This window comes from Mycobacterium sp. 134, assembly GCF_048282715.1.
In the GTDB taxonomy this organism is placed as follows: Bacteria; Actinomycetota; Actinomycetes; order Mycobacteriales; family Mycobacteriaceae; genus Mycobacterium; species Mycobacterium septicum.
The window spans coordinates 3,568,648-3,590,537 of record NZ_JBLVUN010000008.1 but is presented as its reverse complement, the minus strand read 5'-3'; the positions used below and the strand labels follow the sequence as shown (position 1 = coordinate 3,590,537).

At 67.0% G+C, this 21,890-nt stretch carries 20 protein-coding genes; 17 read left to right on the top strand and 3 right to left on the bottom strand.

Translation table 11 applies throughout. The features are described 5' to 3' along the window. Positions 1-53: 53 nt before the first annotated feature. Complete coding sequence (locus ACNQVK_RS21835) at positions 54-245, top strand: hypothetical protein (protein ID WP_044519471.1); 192 nt, start codon at positions 54-56, stop codon at positions 243-245. 1 nt (position 246) lies between these two features. On the opposite strand, the gene ACNQVK_RS21830 is transcribed toward ACNQVK_RS21835, so the two are convergent. After that, positions 247-1,449, bottom strand: coding sequence for a serine hydrolase domain-containing protein (locus ACNQVK_RS21830; RefSeq protein ID WP_418031164.1), 1,203 nt, complete (start codon positions 1,447-1,449; stop codon positions 247-249). 38 nt (positions 1,450-1,487) lie between these two features. Then, positions 1,488-2,573 carry an AraC family transcriptional regulator ligand-binding domain-containing protein gene (locus tag ACNQVK_RS21825; protein WP_418031163.1) on the bottom strand — a complete coding sequence of 362 codons (1,086 nt, stop codon included), beginning with the start codon at positions 2,571-2,573 and terminating at the stop codon, positions 1,488-1,490. Positions 2,574-2,750: 177 nt separating this feature from the next. Here ACNQVK_RS21825 and ACNQVK_RS21820 point away from each other — a divergent pair, with 177 nt between their 5' ends. The 12 genes from ACNQVK_RS21820 (at position 2,751) to pyrF (ending at position 18,035) form a co-directional block, all read left to right on the top strand. Then, positions 2,751-3,878 carry an NDMA-dependent alcohol dehydrogenase gene (locus ACNQVK_RS21820; RefSeq protein WP_409552006.1) on the top strand — a complete coding sequence of 376 codons (1,128 nt, stop codon included), beginning with the start codon at positions 2,751-2,753 and terminating at the stop codon, positions 3,876-3,878. Positions 3,879-3,897: 19 nt separating this feature from the next. After that, positions 3,898-5,310, top strand: a complete 1,413-nt coding sequence (locus ACNQVK_RS21815) for an aldehyde dehydrogenase family protein (RefSeq protein ID WP_418031162.1) — start codon at positions 3,898-3,900, stop codon at positions 5,308-5,310. Positions 5,311-5,334: 24 nt separating this feature from the next. Continuing rightward, positions 5,335-6,294, top strand: coding sequence for an alpha/beta hydrolase (locus tag ACNQVK_RS21810; protein ID WP_418031161.1), 960 nt, complete (start codon positions 5,335-5,337; stop codon positions 6,292-6,294). Positions 6,295-6,297: 3 nt separating this feature from the next. After that, on the top strand, positions 6,298-7,905 hold the full coding sequence (locus tag ACNQVK_RS21805) for a flavin-containing monooxygenase (protein ID WP_418031160.1): 1,608 nt from the start codon (positions 6,298-6,300) through the stop codon (positions 7,903-7,905). Positions 7,906-7,958: 53 nt separating this feature from the next. Beyond that, positions 7,959-9,293: an MFS transporter gene (locus ACNQVK_RS21800; protein WP_418031159.1), complete on the top strand. Its 1,335-nt coding sequence runs from the start codon at positions 7,959-7,961 to the stop codon at positions 9,291-9,293. Positions 9,294-9,394: 101 nt separating this feature from the next. Further along, positions 9,395-9,952 carry a bifunctional pyr operon transcriptional regulator/uracil phosphoribosyltransferase PyrR gene (gene pyrR, locus ACNQVK_RS21795; protein WP_418031158.1) on the top strand — a complete coding sequence of 186 codons (558 nt, stop codon included), beginning with the start codon at positions 9,395-9,397 and terminating at the stop codon, positions 9,950-9,952. Beyond that, positions 9,949-10,905: an aspartate carbamoyltransferase catalytic subunit gene (locus tag ACNQVK_RS21790; protein WP_418031157.1), complete on the top strand. Its 957-nt coding sequence runs from the start codon at positions 9,949-9,951 to the stop codon at positions 10,903-10,905. Before pyrR ends, ACNQVK_RS21790 begins: the two co-directional genes overlap by 4 nt. Next, positions 10,902-12,236 (top strand): dihydroorotase, encoded by a 1,335-nt coding sequence (locus tag ACNQVK_RS21785; protein ID WP_418031156.1) that lies wholly within the window; start codon positions 10,902-10,904, stop codon positions 12,234-12,236. The genes ACNQVK_RS21790 and ACNQVK_RS21785 overlap by 4 nt, the downstream gene beginning before the upstream one ends. Next, positions 12,233-12,733 (top strand): hypothetical protein, encoded by a 501-nt coding sequence (locus tag ACNQVK_RS21780; protein WP_044518183.1) that lies wholly within the window; start codon positions 12,233-12,235, stop codon positions 12,731-12,733. Before ACNQVK_RS21785 ends, ACNQVK_RS21780 begins: the two co-directional genes overlap by 4 nt. Continuing rightward, on the top strand, positions 12,730-13,866 hold the full coding sequence (gene carA / locus ACNQVK_RS21775) for a glutamine-hydrolyzing carbamoyl-phosphate synthase small subunit (RefSeq protein ID WP_418031155.1): 1,137 nt from the start codon (positions 12,730-12,732) through the stop codon (positions 13,864-13,866). Before ACNQVK_RS21780 ends, carA begins: the two co-directional genes overlap by 4 nt. Next, positions 13,867-17,220, top strand: a complete 3,354-nt coding sequence (carB, locus tag ACNQVK_RS21770; RefSeq protein ID WP_418031154.1) for a carbamoyl-phosphate synthase large subunit — start codon at positions 13,867-13,869, stop codon at positions 17,218-17,220. It abuts the gene before it with no gap. A gap of 2 nt (positions 17,221-17,222) precedes the next feature. Further along, positions 17,223-18,035 (top strand): orotidine-5'-phosphate decarboxylase, encoded by an 813-nt coding sequence (gene pyrF, locus ACNQVK_RS21765; RefSeq protein WP_418031153.1) that lies wholly within the window; start codon positions 17,223-17,225, stop codon positions 18,033-18,035. A gap of 174 nt (positions 18,036-18,209) precedes the next feature. On the opposite strand, the gene ACNQVK_RS21760 is transcribed toward pyrF, so the two are convergent. Next, complete coding sequence (locus ACNQVK_RS21760; protein ID WP_418031152.1) at positions 18,210-18,767, bottom strand: hypothetical protein; 558 nt, start codon at positions 18,765-18,767, stop codon at positions 18,210-18,212. 500 nt (positions 18,768-19,267) lie between these two features. Here ACNQVK_RS21760 and mihF point away from each other — a divergent pair, with 500 nt between their 5' ends. From mihF to coaBC, 4 genes are all read left to right on the top strand, one after another. Continuing rightward, entirely contained in the window at positions 19,268-19,582 is a 315-nt protein-coding gene (gene mihF, locus ACNQVK_RS21755) for an integration host factor, actinobacterial type (RefSeq protein ID WP_003880790.1), read from the top strand. 11 nt (positions 19,583-19,593) lie between these two features. Continuing rightward, positions 19,594-20,187, top strand: a complete 594-nt coding sequence (gene gmk, locus ACNQVK_RS21750; protein WP_418031151.1) for a guanylate kinase — start codon at positions 19,594-19,596, stop codon at positions 20,185-20,187. 94 nt (positions 20,188-20,281) lie between these two features. Next, positions 20,282-20,602, top strand: coding sequence for a DNA-directed RNA polymerase subunit omega (rpoZ, locus tag ACNQVK_RS21745; RefSeq protein ID WP_044518192.1), 321 nt, complete (start codon positions 20,282-20,284; stop codon positions 20,600-20,602). Positions 20,603-20,621: 19 nt separating this feature from the next. Continuing rightward, positions 20,622-21,869 (top strand): bifunctional phosphopantothenoylcysteine decarboxylase/phosphopantothenate--cysteine ligase CoaBC, encoded by a 1,248-nt coding sequence (coaBC, locus tag ACNQVK_RS21740; protein WP_418031149.1) that lies wholly within the window; start codon positions 20,622-20,624, stop codon positions 21,867-21,869. Positions 21,870-21,890: the final 21 nt, after the last annotated feature.

Below are 21,890 nucleotides of genomic sequence, written 5' to 3'. Positions count from 1 at the left end.
CGAGTATGGGGTTACTCGCTTCGGTTCGGCTGATCCGTCGCATCCTGGATCGCATGGCCGACGAGGGCGAGACACGCGAACAGGCGCTACGTCAGCTGCCGTTGCCGTACTCGCTGGCACTGCGGCTGCGCGACGCCGGGGTTGCCCGCGACGTCGTCTGTGAGTACCTCAGTATCGAGGAGTCCGCACTCGACGGCCTCTACCGGATCGCCGAGGCCAAACTGGCTGCCGCAGAGTGCCTGTGAGCTAGAGATCGAGTGCCTGATACGTGCGGCGGACGAATCGGGGTTGTGCGGTCTGGAGTTTCGCCGTCGAGGTGTTGCCGCTGATGGCTGCGGCGTCCACGCCCAGGTTCGGATGATTCTGGATCAGGTAGATCAGGATCAGGTCTGCCGAGGGGTCGGCCTGCCACCAGGTGCCGTACGCGCCGGGCCAACTGAAGGCGCCCAGTCCGCCCGGGCCGAACAGCGGTCGTGACTTCGCCTCATCGGTCACCACCGAAAGGTTCAGCCCGAAGCCCCGGCCGACCCAGAACGGCGCACCGAGGAACGGGTACTGCTTCTGTTCGGGGGTGAGCCGGTCGGTGAGCATCACCCGCACCGACTCCTCGGAAAGCACCCGCACGCCGTCGACCGTGCCGCCGCCCAACAACATTCGGGCGAACGTCAAATAGTCGTCGGCCGTGGAGAACAACCCGGCCCCGCCGGTGCAGAACGGGGGATCGGTGATCGGCGCCGGACCCATCACATCGTGGGTCAGCTTGTTGTCGGCGGTCAGCTGATACATCGTCGCCGTGCGCCGCCGGCCCGCCGCGTCGACCGAGAACCCCGTGTCGGACATGCCCAGCGGCGCGAAGATCCGCTCGGCCAGCACCTGGGACAGCGGCTTGCCCTCGATACGGGACAGCGCGATCCCCAGCACATCGGTGGAGTGGCTGTAGGTGAGGCGCTCGCCGGGCTGATGGGCCAGCGGCAGTGCGGCCACCTCGGCCAGCCAGCGGTCCTGGTCCTGGCGCAGCGACAACTTGCCGTAGGCCGACGCCAGCGGGCCCAGCACCGAGAACACGTAGGCCAGACCGCTGCGGTGGGTCATCAGGTCGTCGAAGGTGATGGGCCGTCGCGCGGGCTCCGTGCGGTCGAGCGGACCGCGCGCCTCGCGCAATACCCGCATGTCGGCCAATTCCGGCAGCCATTTCGTCACCGGCTCGTTCAGCCTGAACTTGCCCTCCTCGGCCAGCGCCAGCGCCGCGGCCACGGTGACCGGCTTGGTCATGGAGGCGATCCGGAAGATGGTGTCCCGTTGCATGGGCAGTCGGGCATCGACGTCGCGGTGGCCCAGTGCGTTGACCTGGAGCACTGTGCCTGCCTGCCATACCAGCGTGACCGCACCGGCCAACAGCCCGGCGTCGATCGCCTCATGGATGGACGTCTGATTGCCGTCGAGGTTCATCGGGATCAGCCTATCCAGCGGAGTCGGCAGCCTCGGCGCTACCTCCGGCGCCAGCGCCGGCGCGCCCGGGCCACACTCGACCAGTCCTGATAGCCGAGCCGGTGGGCGATCTCGTAATGCGGAATCGTGCGGTCGCGCAGGAGATTGTCGGCGACACTGCGGCGCACCTCGTCGAGAACCGTCCGGAAGCTGGTGCCCTCGTGCTCGAGGTGACGGCGCAGTGTCCGCGGGGCGTAATGGAGGTGCAGCGCCACATCTTCCAAGGTGAGGTCGAGCGACGACTGGTCGAGCAGATGGGCGCGCACCTGGGCCGCCACACCGGTGTGGTGGAGCCGTTCGGTGCGGATACGGTCGCATTGGGCGACCATCAGCTGGGTCGTGTGGTTGTTCGCCATCGGCGGCACCAGGTCGAGATAGCCTGCGTCGTAGACGATCTCGTTCCGATCGCACCCGAATGACACCGGAACCCGGAAGTAGTCCCGATAGACGTCGGCGGAGCCCGCCTCTGGCGGCGGGAAGGCAAACCTGACCTCGCGCAGTGGCACCGCGTCGAAGTCGGGAAAGGTGTCTCGTTGGATCTGCATTACCGCGGTGAGGTCGCGTTCGATGACGAACCGCCGCGTGCCCTCGGGCATGTCGTCGGCCTCGAAGGCCAGGACGTAGCGTTCGTCGTCGATGCGGGCCGTCATCGTCGAGAAGGCGAAGGTCAGCATCGCGTAATAGAGGCCTCGGTGCACCGTGTCCCGCACGTTGGCCGACGCCGCCAGGAGATAACCCAGATACCCGTATGCGGTCAGGTGGTATTGGCTGCCCAGCTCCACTCCCAGGCCGGGTCGGTCCCTGGCCGCCGCGGCCAGTTTGCGGATCACCGCCAGCTCCTGACTGGCTTCGACGACGGTGTCGATGTCGGCCAACGAGGCGACGTCGAGGTGCGAACCCGCCAGCAACGAATCGGCGGGGATCCCGCGCTGCGCCGCCCATTCGCACATGATCGTGACCGAGACCGCTGTGCGTGGGTGGTCCCAAGGGTCGGTCATGGCCGCTATGACCCGGTTTGTCGACTGGAGCACATTGGACCCGGGCAACGGTTGCTGATCTGCGGATTCAGCGGCTCCCAAGGTCATGGCGGCCAGTTTTGCCGACCCGCGGTGCATGGTCAACGCCTGCGCAGTGGCCGGAAATGTTGCGTTGTGGCCGGGACTGTCCTGTCGAAGATCGGGCCACGGCCTTACGGTGCGGTGAGTGACTCACATCTCAGTTTTGGTGGAAGTGTGTCTGATGCCACGAGAAGAGGGGCTCCGGTGAAAGTAAAGGCTGCGGTCGTCGAGGAGATCGGCGCGCCCTGGACCATCTGTGAGGTCGAGCTCGGTGACCCGGTGGCGGGTGAGGTTCAGGTGCGGCTGGCCGCGTCGGGTCTGTGCCATTCCGACGCTCATGTCGTCGCGGGCAGCAGTCCCGTGCCGTTCATGCCGGTTCTCGGTGGACACGAGGGTGCCGGCGTGATCACCAAGGTCGGTCCTGGTGTGACCGGCCTGCAAGAGGGCGATCACGTGGTGCTCGCCTTCGTCCCGGCGTGCGGCACCTGTCCGTCGTGCGCCACCGGTCTGCAGAACCTGTGCGACGAGGGCGCCGGCCTGTTGACCGGGATGGCCGTCGCCGACAAGACATACCGGGTGACCCGCGACGGCCAACCGGTGATCCAGATGTGCCTGCTCGGCACCTTCGCTCCATACGTCACGGTGAGCGAGGCGTCGGTCGTCAAGATCGAGAAAGACGTGCCGCTGGAGGTCGCCGCACTGCTGGGCTGTGGCGTCTCCACCGGTTGGGGTTCGGCGACCGAGATCGGCGACACCCGCCCGGGCGACACGGTCGTGGTGATGGGGATCGGTGGCGTCGGCATCAACGCCGTGCAGGGTGCACGGTTCGCCGGCGCCCGGTTCGTCGTCGCGATCGACCCGGTCGAATTCAAGCGGAAGCAGGCACTCGAATTCGGCGCCACCCACACGTTCGCCTCCGTGGCGGACGCCGCGGCCGAACTCCCCGACCTGACGTGGGGGAAGATGGCCCAGGTCTCGATCATCACGGTCGGTGAGATCAAAGGCGAACACGTCCAGCAGGCGCTGAGCCTGACCGGCAAGGGCGGGCAGGTAATCGTCACCGGCATGGGCGATTTCACCCAGGCGACCGTCGATCTCAACCTGTTCGAGCTGACCCTGCTTCAGAAGAGGGTCCAAGGTGCGGTATTCGGCGGCGTCGGACCCCGCAACCAGATACCCAAGCTGCTCGATCTCTACCGTTCCGGCAATCTCAAGCTCGACGAGCTCGTCACCACCCGCTATCGGCTGGAGGACATCAATCAGGGCTACCGGGACATGTTCGACGGCAAGAACCTTCGCGGACTCGTCGTCTACTCAGACGCCGACCACTGAACCGAACAAGGGGGCATCAATGCAGAACCACGACAGCAACTACATAGACGGCAAGTGGGCGGTTTCGAGTGGAACCACGCGCATACCCGTCGTCAACCCGGCGAACGACGAAGTGATCGCCGAGGTGGTGGCGGGTACCGCCGCCGATGTCGACGCCGCCGTAGCGGCCGCCCGTGCGGCATTCCCGGCCTGGGCGGCGACGCCGGCCGGAGAACGGGCGGACTACCTCACCGCGATCGCAGCCAAGCTGGCCGAGCGGGCCGAGGATCTGGCCCGAACGATCTCCTCCGAGATGGGTTGTCCCATCTCGATTTCCCGCGCGATCCAGCTGGGACTGCCGCTCAACAGCTTCGCCGAGGCCGCCAATATCGTGCGCGAGTACGAGTTCGAAAGTGAGTACCGGGGATCGACGATCGTGCGGGAGCCGTTCGGCGTGCTGGGCGCGATCACACCCTGGAACTACCCGCTGCACCAGATCGCACTGAAGGTCGCCTACGGTCTGGCGGCCGGAAACACCGTGGTGGTCAAACCCAGCGAGGTGACACCGCTGTGTGCGCTCGGGTTGACCGAAATCATCGATGAGATCGGGCTTCCCCCAGGAGTGTTCAACCTGGTGTTCGGCACCGGTGCGGATGTCGGCGAAGCGATCGCCGGCCATGACGACGTCGACATCGTCAGCTTCACCGGATCCACGCGGGCGGGCCGGCGCGTACAGGAAGTCGCTGCCCGCACCGTCAAGCGAGTCTCGCTGGAGCTCGGCGGCAAGAGCCCCAACATCATTCTCGACGACGCCGACCTGGAATCCGTTGTGCCCGCATCGGTCAAGACCATGATGCTCAACTCGGGTCAGACCTGCTCGGCGCTGACCCGAATGATCGTCCCGCGCGACAGGCTGGCCGAAGTGGAGGCACTCGCGAAGGCGACTGCCGACGCGCTTCCGGTGGGAGATCCCATCGACGAAGGAACCGCACTGGGCCCGCTGTCGTCCCGGGCGCAACAAGAGCGGGTGCTCGGCCATATCCGCACCGCGGTGGCCGAAGGGGCCCGTCTGGTCGCCGGCGGGGACACCGAAACCGGCGCTCCCGGTGCCTTCGTGCGGCCGACGGTCTTCTCCGACGTCACCGAGGACATGACGATCCACCGCGAAGAGGTCTTCGGCCCGGTTCTCGCGATCGAGGCCTACGACTCGGAGGACGATGCGGTACGGATCGCCAATGCCACGGACTACGGGCTGGCCGGTGCGGTCTGGTCCGCCTCACCCGAGCGCGCCGAGAACATCGCGCGCCGGATCCGGGCCGGCCAGGTACAGATCAACGCGGGAGCCTTCAACGCCAACGCTCCCTTCGGCGGATACAAGCAATCGGGCAACGGCCGCGAGGCCGGTGTGTACGGGCTCGAGGAATTCCTCGAGATCAAGTCCATTCAGCGCTGACCGGGGGAGCGAAGGAGAAAAGTCATGCCGCTGGAGCCGGTGAGCCAGGCACTACTGGCGCAACTTGCCGAGACACGCGATCCACCGATGCACGAAGGTACGCCGGCGATGGCGCGGATGGCCGGACCCATCTTCGCGGGCATGAGCGGACGTGGACCCGAGGTGGCCGCCGTGCACAACCTGAAGCTCGCGGGTGAGGACGGGGGATCGTTCCGGGTTCGCCTCCTCGTCCCCGAAGGCGAATCCCGTTCGATGATCGTGTACTTCCACGGCGGTGGTTGGGTGATCGGCGACATCGACCTGCAGTACGACCACCTCGGCCGACACCTGGCGAACCTCACCGGCTCGACAGTGGTCCTGGTCAACTACCGCAAGGCGCCGGAGCATCGGTTCCCGACTGCGCTCGAAGACAGCTGGATCGGTTTGCGCTGGGCCGCAGAGCATTCAGCGGAATTCGTGCCTGCTGATGTCCCGCTGATCGTGGCCGGGGACAGTGCCGGGGGCAACATCGCCGCGGTGATGACACGGTGGGCCAGAGACCGGCAGGGGCCGCGGATCGACTACCAGGCCCTGATCTATCCGGTCACCGACTGCGACTTCGGCCGGCCGTCCTACGTGGCGCCCGAGAACCAGCTGATGCTCAGCAGAGACACCATGATCTGGTTTTGGGCGCACTATCTTCCCGATCAGGCCGCGCGCACGAACCCGGACGCCTCGCCGCTTCGGGCGGCCAGCCTCGCCGGTCTCCCACCTGCGCTCGTCTATGTCGCCGAATGTGACCCGCTTCGCGATGAAGGCGTCGCCTACGCCACCGCGCTGGCCGACGCCGGGGTGAGCGTGACATTGGAAGAGGCCGAGGCGCAGATGCACGGGTACTTCCAGATGGCAAACATCCTGCCCGGATATGACACCGGAATGTCGTTGGTGGCCAAGCACATCGGTTCCTTCATCGATGCCCACCGGTCCGGCCGTAAGGCGGTGTGAGCGGTGGCCGACCATGACGTGATCATCATCGGCGCCGGATTCGCCGGCCTCTACCAGCTCTACAAGTTGCGCGAGCTCGGATTCGACGCGCACATCTTCGAGGCCGGTCCGGAGGTCGGCGGCACCTGGTACTGGAACCGCTATCCCGGCGCCCGCTGCGACATCGAATCGATCGAGTACTCCTATTCATTCGATCCGGAGTTGCAGCAGTCGTGGAACTGGACCGAGCGTTACGCCGCCCAGCCGGAATTGCTGGCCTACGCCAGGTATGTCGCCGACCGCTACCACCTGCGCCCCGACATCAGCTTCGAAACCAAGCTTGTCGCACTGGATTTCGATGACGCCACAACCGAGTGGACACTCACCACCGATTCGGGCACCCGCACCAGCGCAACCTTCGTGATCGCGGCAACCGGTTGCCTGTCCAAACCGCTGGAGCTCTCGTTCGACGGGCAGGCCGATTTCACCGGCGACATCTTCTGGACCTGGAACTGGCCCGCTGACGGAGCGGATCTGGCCGGCAAGCGGGTTGCTGTCGTGGGCACGGGTTCCTCTGGCGTGCAGACGATCACGGCGATCGCGCCGGTCGTCGGGGCTCTGACGGTGTTCCAACGCACGCCACCGTATGCCGTCCCGGCCCAGAACCGCCCGATCGCCGAGGAACTCGCCGAGGTCAAACAGCACTATCCGCAGTTCCGGGACATCAGCCGGCTTTCGCGTGGCGGGGCGCAGTGCGGTGAAGGCCTGACATTGCCCCCCTTTTTCGGCGATCTCGACAGCGACGCCACGCGTGCCGAGCTCGGCAGGCGCTGGGACGACGGCGGATTGTGTTTCCAGCAGTCGTTCTACGATCTGCTGCTCGACGCCGAGGCCAACGAGGCGGCCGCCCAGTACGTACGCGACCGGATCCGGCAGAAGGTCACCGATCCGCAGCTCGCCGAGAAGTTGACGCCGCGGAGCTACCCGATCGCGGCGAAGCGACTGTGCGTCGACACCGGGTACTACGAGGTCTACAACCAGGACAACGTGACGCTGGTCGACCTCAACGAAGAGCCGCTGCGCCGCATCACCGCCCGCGGAATCCTGGCCGGTGACACCGAGCACGAGTTCGACGCGATAGTTCTCGCGACCGGATTCGACGCCATGACAGGGGCGCTGAATGCGATCGACATTCGCGCCGCCGACCACGACGGTGTCATCCGCACGCTCCGGGAGAAGTGGGCCGACGGACCACGGACATATCTGGGACTGATGTCGGCGGGGTTCCCGAACCTGTTCACCGTGACCGGGCCGCAGAGCCCCTCCGTGTTGTCCAACATGCTGACCTCGATCGAATACCACGTCGAGTGGATCAGCGCGGCCCTGGTGCACCTGCGTGAACACGGGCTGAGCCGTATGGAAGCCGACCCCGCGGCCGAGGACAACTGGGTCAACATCACCAATGACACGGCCGATCTCACGCTGTTGCCGCAAGCGGCATCGTGGTACATGGGGGCCAACGTGCCCGGCAAACGGCGGGTGTTCCTGCCCTTCGTCGCCGGGGTGGGCGTCTACAAACAGATCGGTGACGGGGTGGCCGTGGCGGACTATCACGGGTTCGAGATGTCCTGAGCCGAGTCTGGGTGATACTGCTCTGGCGAAGATCGCGGCGTGAGAAGAGGCAGATGACCCAGCAGGACCAGATCGACGGCGTGTCCACCCCCCAGCCCAACCCCATGAGGCGGGTGGCGTTCGCGAGCTTCATCGGCACGGCCATCGAGTTCTACGACTTCTACATCTACGGCACCGCTGCGGCACTGATCTTTCCCCACGTGTTCTTCCCGAACATGGGGCCCACGATGGCCACCATCTCCTCACTCGGCACGTTCGCGGTCGCATTCCTGTCCCGTCCGATCGGCGCCGCCGTCTTCGGCCATTTCGGAGACCGGCTGGGCCGCAAGAAGACTCTCATCGCGACGCTGCTGATCATGGGGTTGTCGACCGTGTGTGTGGGGTTGGTGCCGAGTGCGGCGACCATCGGCGTCGCCGCGCCGATCATCCTGCTGATCCTGCGGCTGCTGCAGGGCTTCGCTGTCGGTGGGGAATGGGCGGGGTCGGCGCTGCTGAGCGCCGAGTACGCGCCCGTCGGCAAGCGCGGAATGTACGGGATGTTCACCCAGCTCGGTGCGGGTGCCGGACTTGCGGTGAGCAACCTTGTGGTCTTCATCGTCAGCCTGACCGTCGGCGAGAAGAGCGCCGTGTTCCTGGACTGGGGCTGGCGGCTGCCGTTCCTGTTCAGCGCGGTGCTGCTGATCGTGGCGCTGTATGTGCGGTTGAGCATCGAGGAGACGCCCGTCTTCGCCAGGGAGCAGGTGACCGGTGGTGTGCCCAAGGCGCCGCTGAGCGAACTGTTCCGGACCCAGACCCGGCAGGTGGCGCTCGCGGCGGGCTGCATGGTCGGCATCTTCACCATGAGTTTCCTGGGTGGCACCTATCTGATGAGCTACGCCAGCACCCGCATCGGACACCCGCGCAGCCTGATCCTCGGTGTCGGGGTGCTGGCCGGCGTCGCGCTCATGGCCTTCTCGGCGATTTCGGCGGTGCTGTGCGACCGGTACGGCCGGAGGCGCGTCATCCTCGCCGGCTTCGGGCTGGCCCTGCCGTGGGCGTTCGTGGTGATGCCGCTGATCGACTCCGGTTCACCAGTGGCCTTCGCGGTGGCGATCGCCGGCATCTTCTGCATCTTCGGCCTGTCCTACGGGCCGATCGGGTCCTTCCTGCCTGAGATCTTCGCCACCCGCTACCGCTATACCGGCGCCGGTCTCTCGTTCAACCTGGCAGGCATCGTGGGCGGGGCCATTCCACCGTTGGTCGCCGGAGTTTTGGTGGCCACGCTGGGTAGCTGGGCTGTTGGGGCGATGATGGCGGCTTTCGTCGTCGTCAGCATCGTCTCGACCGTGCTGCTGCCCGAGACAAAGGGAACAGAACTGGACGCCGTATTGAGTGACTCCGCGAGGTGACCGTGGCGGGCCGGACGTTTGCGGCCTGCTAAGCTACCCCGCAGTTCGACGTCCTTTAACGATCCGTCCCGAGAGGCGGAGAAGGAGGTCAGGGTCACCTTATGGGCTCTTCAAGTGCCGACCGGGAATTGTTGTCTGCGGCGGACGTCGGCCGCACCATTTCCCGGATCGCCCATCAGATCATCGAAAAGACCGCTCTCGACGATCCCGCCGAACGCGAGCGGGTCGTGCTCCTCGGCATCCCCACGCGCGGTGTGACGCTGGCCACCCGCCTGGCCGCCAAGATCAACGAGTTCGCCGATGTGGAGTTGCCCGTCGGTGCGCTTGACATCACGCTCTACCGCGACGATCTCAACTTCAAGCCGCCGCGACCACTGGCGGCCACTTCGATCCCGCCCGGCGGCATCGACGACGCAGTCGTGATCCTCGTAGACGACGTCCTGTACTCCGGGCGCTCGGTGCGCTCGGCGCTGGATGCGTTGCGTGACATCGGCCGCCCCCGGGTGGTGCAGCTGGCGGTACTCGTCGACCGCGGTCACCGGGAACTGCCGGTCCGCGCCGATTACGTCGGCAAGAACGTGCCGACCTCGCGCACCGAGAGTGTCCATGTGCTGCTGTCTGAGGATGACGACCGTGATGGGGTGGTGATTTCGAAATGACGACACGTCATCTTCTGTCGGCTACGGACCTCAGCCGCGATGACGCGACGGCGATCCTCGATGACGCCGACCGGTTCCGTGAGGCACTGCTGGGCCGCGAGATCAAGAAGCTGCCCACACTGCGCGGCCGCACCGTCATCACCATGTTCTACGAGAACTCCACCCGGACCCGGGTGTCGTTCGAGGTCGCGGGCAAGTGGATGAGCGCCGACGTGATCAACGTCAGCTCGTCGGGATCCTCGGTGGCCAAAGGGGAGTCGCTACGCGACACGGCGCTGACCCTGCGCGCCGCCGGGGCCGACGCACTGATCATCCGCCACCCCGCCTCGGGTGCGGCCCAGCAGCTCGCCGAGTGGACGGCCGAGGAGGGCGGCGGCGGGCCCAGCGTCATCAATGCCGGTGACGGGACGCATGAACATCCCACCCAGGCGCTGCTCGACGCCTTGACCATCCGCCAACGGCTCGGCTCGATCGAGGGCAGGCGTGTGGTGATCGTCGGCGACGTGCTGCACAGCCGGGTGGCCCGGTCGAACGTGTCGCTGCTGGCGACCCTGGGCGCCGAGGTGGTGCTGGTGGCGCCGCCGACGCTGCTGCCCGTCGGCGTGTCCGAGTGGCCGGTCGCGGTGTCGCACGACCTGGATGCCGAATTGCCCGCCGCCGACGCGGTGTTGATGCTGCGCGTGCAGGCCGAGCGGATGAACGGTGCGTTCTTCCCTTCGGCCCGTGAGTACTCGGTGCGCTACGGGTTGTCCGAGAAGCGCCAGGCGATGCTGCCCGGTAACGCCGTGGTGCTGCACCCGGGACCGATGCTGCGCGGCATGGAGATCGCGTTCCCGGTCGCCGATTCCTCGCAATCGGCTGTTCTGCAACAGGTTTCAAATGGTGTCCACGTGCGGATGGCGGTGCTGTTCCATCTGCTGGTGGGTGCGGATCGGGAGGCGATCAGCGTATGACGCAGCAGGTACTCATTCGCGGGGTCCGGCTCTACGGCGAGGGCGACCAGCTCGACGTACTGATCGCCGACGGCCAGATCGCCGAGATCGGTTCTGGACTCAAGGCTCCCAAGGGCGCCGAGGTGATCGAGGCTGTCGGCCAGGTGTTGCTGCCGGGCTTCGTCGACCTGCACACCCATCTGCGTGAGCCAGGCCGCGAGTACGCCGAGGACATCGAAACCGGTTCGGCCGCAGCGGCTCTCGGTGGCTACACCGCGGTGTTCGCGATGGCCAACACCGATCCTGTCGCCGATTCCGCGGTGGTCACCGACCACGTGTGGAACCGCGGCCAGCAGGTGGGCCTGGTCGACGTGCACCCGGTGGGTGCGGTCACCGTCGGCCTCAAGGGCAAGCAACTCACCGAGATGGGCCTGATGGCCGACGGTGTGGGTCAGGTGCGGATGTTCTCCGACGACGGTCTGTGCGTGGACGATCCGCTGGTGATGCGGCGGGCACTCGAATACGCCACCGGCCTCGGGGTGCTCATCGCCCAGCACGCCGAGGAGCCGCGGCTGACCGTCGGCGCCGTCGCCCATGAGGGGCCGAACGCGGCCAAGCTCGGGCTGGCCGGTTGGCCGCGGTCGGCAGAGGAGTCGATCGTCGCCCGGGATGCGATCCTGGCCCGTGACGCCGGCGCCCGGGTGCACATCTGCCACGCATCCACGGCGGGCACCGTGGAGTTGCTGAAATGGGCCAAGGCGCAAGGTATTTCCATCACCGCAGAGGTCACGCCGCATCATCTGCTGCTCGATGACGGCCGGTTGGCCAGCTATGACGGACGCAACCGGGTCAACCCGCCGCTGCGGGAAGCCGATGACGCCGTGGCGTTGCGTCAGGCCCTGGCCGATGGCGTCATCGACTGTGTGGCCACCGACCACGCCCCGCACGCCGAGCACGAGAAGTGCTGCGAGTTCTCGGTGGCCCGCCCGGGCATGCTCGGCCTGCAGACCGCGCTGTCGGTGGTGGCCGAAACCATGGTGCGTCCCGGCCTGCTGACCTGGCGCGGCGTCGCCAAGGTGATGAGCGAGGCGCCCGCCGCCATCGTCGGTCTGCCCGATCAGGGCCGGCCGCTTGAGGTGGGGGAGCCCGCCAACCTCACGGTGATCGATCCCGACGCGACCTGGACGGTGGAAGGCGACGAGCTGGCCAGCCGCTCCGACAACACGCCTTTCGAATCGATGACGCTGCCCGCGACCGTGACCGCCACGCTGCTGCGCGGCAAGATCACCGCCCTGGACGGGAAGTGTCCTTCGGCGGGCAGGGGCGCAGCGACCCGGGGATCAAGCGAGTGAATACACCCACGCTGATCGCGTCGCTGGTGCTGGCCGCACTGCTGGCCGTGCTGATCGCGTTCCTGATCCGCCAGATGATGCGCGGCTGGCTGCACCGCGCACAGCGCCAGGCCGAGCTGATCGGCACCCTGCCGCAGCTGCCCGACACCGTCGGTGCGGCGACGATCGCGGCCACCAAGGGGATGTACGTCGGCAGCACGCTGGTACCGCACTGGAACGACAAGGTCGCCGCGGGGGATCTGGGGTTTCGCACCAAGGCGGTGCTGACCCGCTACCCCGAGGGAATCATGATGCAGCGCAGCGGTGCCGGGCCGATCTGGATCCCCGCCGAGTCGGTCACCGCGATCAGGACCGAACGCGGAATCGCAGGCAAGGCACTGACTTACGACGGAATCTTGGCCATCAGGTGGCGGCTGCCCTCGGGCACCGAGATCGACACCGGGTTCCGCGCCGACAATCGCGCAGAGTACGACCGCTGGCTGGAGGAAGAGGCATGACGAGCAACAAGAGCAACGACAAGGCGGTCCTGGTACTCGAGGATGGGCGCGTCTTCACCGGTACGACGTTCGGGGCGGTCGGGCAGACCCTCGGCGAGGCGGTGTTCTCCACCGGCATGTCGGGCTATCAGGAGACGCTCACGGACCCCAGCTACCACGGCCAGATCGTGGTCGCCACCGCGCCGCAGATCGGCAACACGGGCTGGAACGCCGAGGACGGCGAAAGCCGCGACGACAAGATCTGGGTGGCCGGTTACGCCGTGCGCGACCCATCGCCGCGCGCGTCGAACTGGCGTGCCAGCGGAACCCTGGACGACGAGTTGGTCCGGCAGGGCATCGTGGGCATCGCCGGCATCGACACCCGGGCGGTGGTGCGCCACCTGCGCACACGTGGGTCGATGAAGGCGGGGGTGTTCTCCGGCGCCGCGTTGGCGGGGACGGACGAGCTGGTGGCCCGCGTTCTCGACCAGCCCTCGATGCTTGGCGCGGATCTGGCCGGTCAGGTCAGCACCGACAGCACGTACATCGTGGAACCCGAAGGTGGTCACCGGTTTACGGTCGCGGCGATTGACCTGGGAATCAAGACCAACACCCCGCGCAACTTCGCCCGGCGCGGGATCCGCAGCCACGTGCTGCCGTCGTCGGCGACGTTCGACCAGATCGCCGACCTCAAACCCGACGGGGTGTTCCTGTCCAACGGCCCCGGTGATCCGGCCACCGCCGACCACATCGTCGCGGTCACCCGCGAGGTGCTCGGCGCCGGAATCCCGCTGTTCGGCATCTGCTTCGGTAACCAGATCCTGGGCCGTGCGCTGGGCAGGTCCACCTACAAGATGGTGTTCGGCCACCGCGGCATCAACATCCCGGTCATCGACCACGTCACCGGGCGGGTCGCGATCACCGCTCAGAACCACGGGTTCGCTCTTGAGGGCGAGGCGGGGGAGAAGTTCGACACTCCCTTCGGCACCGCCGAGGTCAGCCACACCTGCGCCAACGACGGTGTGGTCGAAGGCATCCGGCTGGCAAACGGCCGGGCGTTCTCGGTGCAGTACCACCCGGAGGCCGCGGCCGGCCCGCACGACGCCGAGTACCTGTTCGACCAGTTCGTAGACCTGATGGCAGGAGAGAAGTAAATGCCACGTCGCTCTGACCTCAACCACGTGCTGGTGATCGGGTCCGGCCCGATCGTCATCGGCCAGGCCTGTGAATTCGACTATTCGGGTACCCAGGCCTGCCGGGTGCTGCGCTCCGAGGGCATCCAGGTCAGCCTGGTCAACTCGAACCCGGCGACGATCATGACCGACCCCGAGTACGCCGACAACACCTACGTCGAGCCGATCACCTGGGAGTTCGTCGAGAAGGTCATCATCCAGCAGGCCGAGCGCGGCAACAAGATCGACGCCGTCCTGGCCACCCTGGGTGGGCAGACCGCGCTGAACACCGCGGTGGCGCTGCACGACAACGGTGTGCTGGAGAAGTACGGCGTCGAGATGATCGGCGCCGATTTCGAGGCCATCCAGCGCGGTGAGGACCGGCAGAAGTTCAAGGACATCGTCGCCAAGGTGGGCGGTGAGTCCGCGCGCAGCCGTGTCTGTTTCACGATGGACGAGGTCCGCGATACCGTCGCCGAGCTGGGACTGCCCGTCGTGGTCCGGCCCAGCTTCACCATGGGTGGCCTCGGATCCGGCATGGCGTACTCGGCCGAGGACGTCGAGCGGATGGCCGGTGACGGTCTGTCCGCCTCACCGACGGCGAACGTGCTGATCGAGGAATCCATCTACGGCTGGAAGGAATTCGAACTCGAGCTGATGCGCGACCACCGCGACAACGTCGTGGTGGTGTGCTCGATCGAGAACTTCGATCCGATGGGCGTGCACACCGGGGACTCGGTGACCGTCGCCCCGGCGATGACGCTGACCGACCGCGAGTACCAGAAGATGCGCGACGTGGGCATCGACATCCTGCGTGAGGTCGGAGTCGACACCGGCGGCTGCAACATCCAGTTCGCGATCAACCCGGCAGACGGACGGCTCATCGTCATCGAGATGAACCCGCGCGTCTCGCGGTCCTCGGCGTTGGCCTCGAAGGCCACCGGGTTCCCGATCGCCAAGATCGCGGCCAAACTGGCCATCGGCTACACGCTCGACGAGATCGTCAACGACATCACAAAGGAAACTCCGGCCTGCTTCGAGCCCACGCTGGACTACGTCGTGGTCAAGGCGCCGCGGTTCGCGTTCGAGAAATTCCCAGGGGCCGACGCCACGCTGACCACCACGATGAAGTCGGTCGGTGAGGCGATGTCGTTGGGCCGCAACTTCATCGAGGCCCTCGGCAAGGTGATGCGGTCGCTGGAGACCAGCCGGGCCGGGTTCTGGACCGGGCCGGACCCCGATCTGACGGTCGAGCAGCTGCTGACCGGCCTGCGCACCGCCGTGGACGGCCGGCTCTACGACATCGAGCACGCACTGCGCCTGGGCGCCAGCGTCGAGCAGGTGGCCGAGGCCTCCGGCGTCGACCCGTGGTTCATCGAGCAGATCGCCGGACTGGTCGCACTGCGCGTCGAACTGCTGGAAGCGCCGGTGCTCGACGCCGAACTGCTGCGGCGGGCCAAGCACAGCGGCCTGTCAGACCGCCAGATCGCAGCGCTGCGACCGGAACTGGCCGGCGAATCCGGGGTGCGCGCGCTGCGCCGCAGGCTCGGCATCCATCCGGTGTACAAGACCGTCGACACCTGCGCGGCCGAGTTCGACGCCAAGACGCCGTACCACTACAGCAGCTACGAGCTCGATCCCGCCGCGGAGACCGAGGTCGCCCCGCAGACCGAGAAGCCCAAGGTGCTGATCCTGGGATCCGGCCCTAACCGCATCGGCCAGGGCATCGAATTCGACTACAGCTGTGTGCATGCCGCGACCACGCTGAGTGGAGTCGGGTTCGAAACCGTGATGGTCAACTGCAACCCAGAGACGGTGTCCACCGACTACGACACCGCCGACCGGCTGTACTTCGAGCCCCTCACTTTCGAGGACGTGCTGGAGGTCTATTACGCCGAGGACATCTCGGGCAAGGGTGAGGACGGAACCGGCGCCGGTGTCGTCGGTGTGATCGTCCAGCTCGGCGGTCAGACACCTCTGGGCCTGGCCAAGCGCCTCGAAGAGGCCGGGGTGCCGATTGTGGGCACCGGGCCCGACGCCATCGACCTGGCCGAGGACCGTGGGCTTTTCGGCGAGGTTCTGGTCAACGCGGGCCTGCCTGCCCCGCGGTTCGGGACCGCCACCAGCTTCGAGCAGGCCCGGCGGATCGCCTCCGACATCGGGTATCCCGTGCTGGTCCGTCCCTCCTACGTCCTGGGCGGGCGTGGCATGGAGATCGTCTACGACGAGGCGACGCTGGAGGGCTACATCGCCCGCGCCACGCAGCTGTCCCCGGAACACCCGGTGCTGGTCGACCGGTTCCTGGAGGACGCGATCGAGATCGACGTCGACGCGCTGTGCGACGGCAACGAGATCTACATCGGCGGCATCATGGAGCACATCGAGGAGGCCGGTATCCACTCCGGTGACTCGGCGTGTGCGCTGCCCCCGGTCACCTTGGGCCGCAGTGACATCGAAGCCGTGCGCCGCGCGACCGAGGCCATCGCGCATGGCATCGGCGTGGTCGGACTGCTCAACGTCCAGTACGCGCTCAAGGATGATGTGCTCTACGTGCTGGAGGCCAACCCGCGCGCCAGCCGTACGGTGCCGTTCGTGTCCAAGGCCACCGCGGTGCCGCTGGCCAAGGCCTGTGCCCGGGTGATGCTGGGTGCCACCATCGCCGAGTTGCGTGCGGAAGGCCTGCTGAACAAGAACGGCGACGGGGCCAACATCGCCCGCAACGCCCCGGTCGCGGTCAAGGAAGCCGTGCTGCCGTTCCACCGGTTCCGCCGTGCCGATGGTGCCCAGGTCGATTCACTGCTGGGACCGGAGATGAAGTCGACCGGCGAGGTGATGGGCATCGACCACGACTTCGGCACCGCCTTCGCCAAGAGCCAGACCGCGGCCTACGGGTCGCTGCCGGCCGAGGGCACGGTCTTCGTCTCGGTCGCCAACCGCGACAAGCGTTCGCTGGTGTTCCCGGTGAAGCGCCTGGCCGATCTCGGATTCCGGGTGCTGGCCACCGAGGGCACCGCGGAGATGCTGCGCCGCAACGGCATTCCCTGCGATGAGGTGCGCAAGCACTCCGAGCAACCCAGTGGAGGCAGCGACCGTCCGTCCGCGGTCGACGTCATCAAGGCCGGCGAGGTCGACATGGTGATCAACACGCCGTACGGAAATTCCGGGCCGCGTGTCGACGGGTACGAGATTCGTTCGGCCGCAGTGTCGATGAACATTCCGTGCGTGACGACGGTCCAGGGAGCCTCGGCCGCGGTGCAGGGCATCGAGGCGGGGATCCGTGGCGATATCGGCGTGATGTCACTGCAGGAACTGCACAGCGAGCTGGAATCGCGCTGACGATGGAGGCTTTCGGGCAACGGCTGGCCGACGCGGTGTCGGAGCGGGGGCCGCTGTGTCCCGGCATCGACCCCCATCCCGAGCTGCTTCAGGCTTGGGGCCTGTCCGCCGATGCCGACGGTCTGGCCGCGTTCAGCGACATCTGCGTGACGGCGTTCGCCGGCTTCGCGATGGTCAAGCCGCAGGTGGCGTTTTTCGAGGCCTACGGCTCAGCGGGTTTCGCGGTGCTGGAGCGCACGATGGCCGCCTTGCGAGAGGCCGGCGTGCTGGTGCTGGCCGATGCCAAGCGTGGAGACATCGGCTCGACCATGGCCGCCTATGCCGCGGCGTGGGCCGGTGACTCGCCGCTGTCGGCGGACGCGGTGACCGCATCGCCGTATCTCGGCTTCGGGTCGCTGCAGCCGCTGCTGGACACCGCCGCGGCCCATGGCCGGGGCGTGTTCGTGCTGGCCGCGACCTCCAACCCGGAGGGGGCGAGTGTGCAGCGCGCCATGACGGGGTCACGCACCGTTGCGCAGTCCGTCGTCGACGATGTGGCCGCCGTGAATCGAGCCGCCGGTGGGCCCACCGGCTCGGTCGGCGTGGTGGTCGGCGCGACCGTGACCGAACTGCCCGATCTGAGCGCGCTGGGCGGACCGGTGCTGGTTCCCGGGGTGGGAGCCCAGGGCGGGCGCGCCGATGCGCTGGACGGATTCGGTGGGGCGCGATTGGTGCTACCCACGGTGTCGCGCGAGGTGCTGCGGGCGGGCCCGGCGGTGGCCGATCTGCGTGCGGCAGCCGAGCGCCTGCGCGACGAAGTCGCCTATCTCGCCTGACGGCGCACCCCGTCGCGTGGGCCGGTTTGCTTGTGCCCCACGCCGTTTTCCACACCTGGGCCGTGATCGCCGCGGTGTCACGACCCAGGCGTGGAAAACAATGACCGATACGAGAAGCGGTCGAGCACAATCAGATTGACTGGTTGCCTGTCAGACCTGTTGCGGCGCAGGCCATCACAGCGGGATCCAGATGCCGAAGAACCAGAAACCCCACGCGTTGTAGCCCGGATCGAAAATGGGTGTCACCCAGCTGCCGTTGTAGTTGAACGGCTGGTGGTCGAACCGGCCCTGGTCCATGCCGCGCCAGGACAGGTCCGGGGGTGGCGGGCCCCAATGCCGGCCATGGTCGTCCGGTCCACCCGGGCCACCGGGTCCTCGGTCGCCCGGCCATCCGGGACCGCCTGGCCCTCCTGGTCCACCGGGCCAGCCGTGGCCATCAGGCCCCCCTGGGCCGCCCGGACGGTCGGGTCCGCCCGGTCCGCCAGGTCCTCCCGGCCCGCCGGGGTGTTCGGGCCCTCCTGGGCCTCCTGGGCCGCCCGGGCGATCGGGACCGCCGGGGCCACCTGGCCCTCCGGGGCCGCCAGGACCGCCAGGTCCTCCGGGTCCCTGGCAGTTGCCGAAGCCGCACGGCGGTCCGGGTTGGGCGGCCGCCACGCCGGCTCCGGCCGCCAAAGTGGCGGTTCCGAGCGCTATCGCGAGGGCAGAAGCGCAGGTCAAGCGCTTGATGTTCATGTCCAGCTTCCCTTCGGGGGGTCATGGATTCCCGACCTGTGAAGGCTATTTAGCCAAGCTGTGTAATCGCTATGCGGCAATTAGGTGGGTGCTGGGCATCGTGAAACGCATCCGCTTGACGTGCGCGTAACCCGTTCCGACACGCCCGACACGCCGTGACCAGCGAAAAGTTTTTCCCATACCCCGCGGTAACCAGGTCCGGTGGCGTCGGAACCGGTGCGCGACACCTGAGTAGTTAGCTATCGGTCGCTCGAAAACCATTGACTTGCAGGAATATCCGGCCCGATGGTGTGTCCGGGACGATGCCGGACGGTGTTTTCGGGGGGAAACCGGGTGTCGCCCGCGCGCACTACACGCTGGGCTTTTAACGCCGTAACCAGGGGGTGGCGTTCGCTTTCGTCAGCCAGCGTGGGTAGGTTCGTCGTCGCTGGCTGGTTTGCACTCCAGCCGTAAAAAACAAGAGATGGCCGAAGAAGAATCGCCAGGAGACGGAGGAACCCGTGGCCCTTCCCCAGTTGACCGACGAACAGCGCGCGGCAGCGTTGGAGAAGGCTGCTGCCGCACGTCGAGCGCGAGCCGAGCTCAAGGATCGACTCAAGCGCGGCGGCACCAACCTCAAGCAGGTGCTCACCGACGCCGAGACCGATGAGGTCTTGGGCAAGATGAAGGTCTCCGCGCTGCTGGAGGCCCTGCCCAAGGTCGGCAAGGTCAAGGCGCAGGAAATCATGACCGAGCTGGAGATCGCCCCGACCCGCCGTCTGCGCGGTCTCGGTGATCGTCAGCGCAAGGCCCTCCTGGAGAAGTTCGACCAGTAGAGGCTTCCGCATTGAGCGCTGGTAGAGGGGCCGGACAACACACAGCAACGGCTCCGGTCGTGGTGTTGGCCGGTCCCTCCGCCGTCGGGAAGTCCACCGTGATCCGCTGTCTGCGGGAGCGGCTTCCCGACCTGTATTTCTCTGTCTCCGTCACGACCAGGGCTCCCCGTCCCGGTGAGGTTGACGGAGTCGATTACACATTCGTGTCCGCTGACCGGTTCCAGCAGCTGATCGATGACGGTGAGCTGCTCGAATGGGCCGATATTCACGGCGGATTGCACCGCTCGGGAACGCCGGCCCAGCCTGTGCGGGACGCCACCCGGGCCGGGCGCCCGGTGCTGATCGAGGTTGATCTGGCCGGCGCGCGAGCCGTCAAGCAGGCCATGCCCGAGGTGGTGTCGGTGTTCCTGGCACCGCCGAGCTGGGACGAACTCGTCAGCCGATTGTCCGGCCGGGGAACCGAGTCGCCCGAGGTGATGGCCAGGCGATTGGAGACGGCGCGGGCCGAAATGGCCGCCAAATCCGACTTTGACCAGGTCGTGGTGAACCGCCAGTTGGAAACTGCATGTGCTGAATTGGTATCCTTGCTGGTGGACAGTCGATGACTCATCGTGGCGGGACCGACGCGATCGGATCCGCGAGCCACCAGCACGCTGTTCGCAAAATGCATTTTCGCCATAACCGCCAGGAGACTTTTTAGTGAGCACCCCGCACGCCGATGCGCAGCTGGCCGCTGCGGACGACATCGATTCGTCCGCCGCCAGCGCCTACGACACTCCGCTGGGCATCACCAACCCGCCCATCGACGAGTTGCTGGACCGCGCGTCGAGCAAGTACGCGCTGGTGATCTACGCCGCCAAGCGCGCGCGTCAGATCAACGATTACTACAACCAGCTGGGTGACGGCATCCTTGAGTACGTCGGCCCGCTGGTCGAGCCGGGTCTGCAGGAGAAGCCGCTGTCGATCGCGATGCGGGAGATCCACGAGGACCTGCTCGAGCACACCGAGGGCGGCGAGTAGCCAGGCCAGGGCCGGGCACGTGAACGCGGGTAAGCGAATCGTCGTCGGCGTGGCCGGCGGCATTGCCGCCTACAAGGCGTGCACCCTGGTCCGTCAACTCACCGAGGCCGGCCACTCGGTGCGCGTGCTGCCCACCGAGTCGGCCCTGCGCTTCGTCGGAGCCGCCACGTTCGAGGCCCTGTCGGGCAATCCCGTGCACACCGGTGTCTTCACCGACGTGCACGAGGTGCCGCACGTGCGGATCGGCCAGGAAGCCGATCTCGTCGTCGTCGCACCCGCCACCGCGGATCTGCTGGCCCGCGCGGTCGCCGGCCGGGCGGACGACCTGCTTACCGCCACGCTGCTCACGGCGCGATGTCCCGTGTTGTTCGCCCCGGCGATGCATACCGAGATGTGGTTCCACCCGGCCACCGTCGACAACGTGGCCACGCTGCGCCGTCGGGGTGCGGTGGTACTTGAGCCCGCGTCTGGGCGGCTCACGGGAGCCGACAGCGGCGCGGGACGGCTACCTGAGGCCGAAGAGATCGCCACGTTCGCACAGCTCCTGCTGGAGCGGGGCGACGCCCTGCCCTACGACCTGGCCGGGGTCAAGGCACTGGTGACCGCCGGCGGCACCCGTGAACCCCTCGATCCGGTGCGGTTCATCGGCAACCGCAGTTCCGGCAAGCAGGGATATGCCGTGGCCAGAGTCCTGGCCCAGCGCGGCGCGGACGTGACATTGGTCGCGGGCAATACCGCAGGTCTGGTCGATCCGGCCGGCGTCAACGTCGTCCACATCGGCTCGGCCGCGCAGTTGCGCGATGCGGTGTCCAAGTACGCCCCGGAATCCAACATCCTGGTGATGGCCGCGGCCGTCGCCGACTTCCGGCCCGCGCAGGTGGCCACCAGCAAGATCAAAAAGGGCGGTGCCTCCGAACCCAGCTCCATCGACCTCGTCCGCAATGACGACGTGCTCGCCGGGGCGGTGCGGTCCCGCACCGAGGGGCAGTTGCCAAATATGCAGGCCATCGTCGGTTTCGCCGCCGAGACCGGCGACGCCAACGGCGATGTGTTGTTCCATGCCAGGGCCAAGCTCCAGCGCAAGGGATGCGACCTGCTGGTGGTCAACGCGGTGGGGGAGAACCGGGCGTTCGAGGTCGACAACAACGATGGTTGGTTGCTGAGCGCCGACGGCGCCGAGGTCGCACTCGAGCACGGTTCGAAGACGCTGATGGCCACCCGTATCGTGGACGCGATCGCGGCGTTTCTGGGCAAGAACGACGGGTGATCCGACGTACGCATCAAGGTG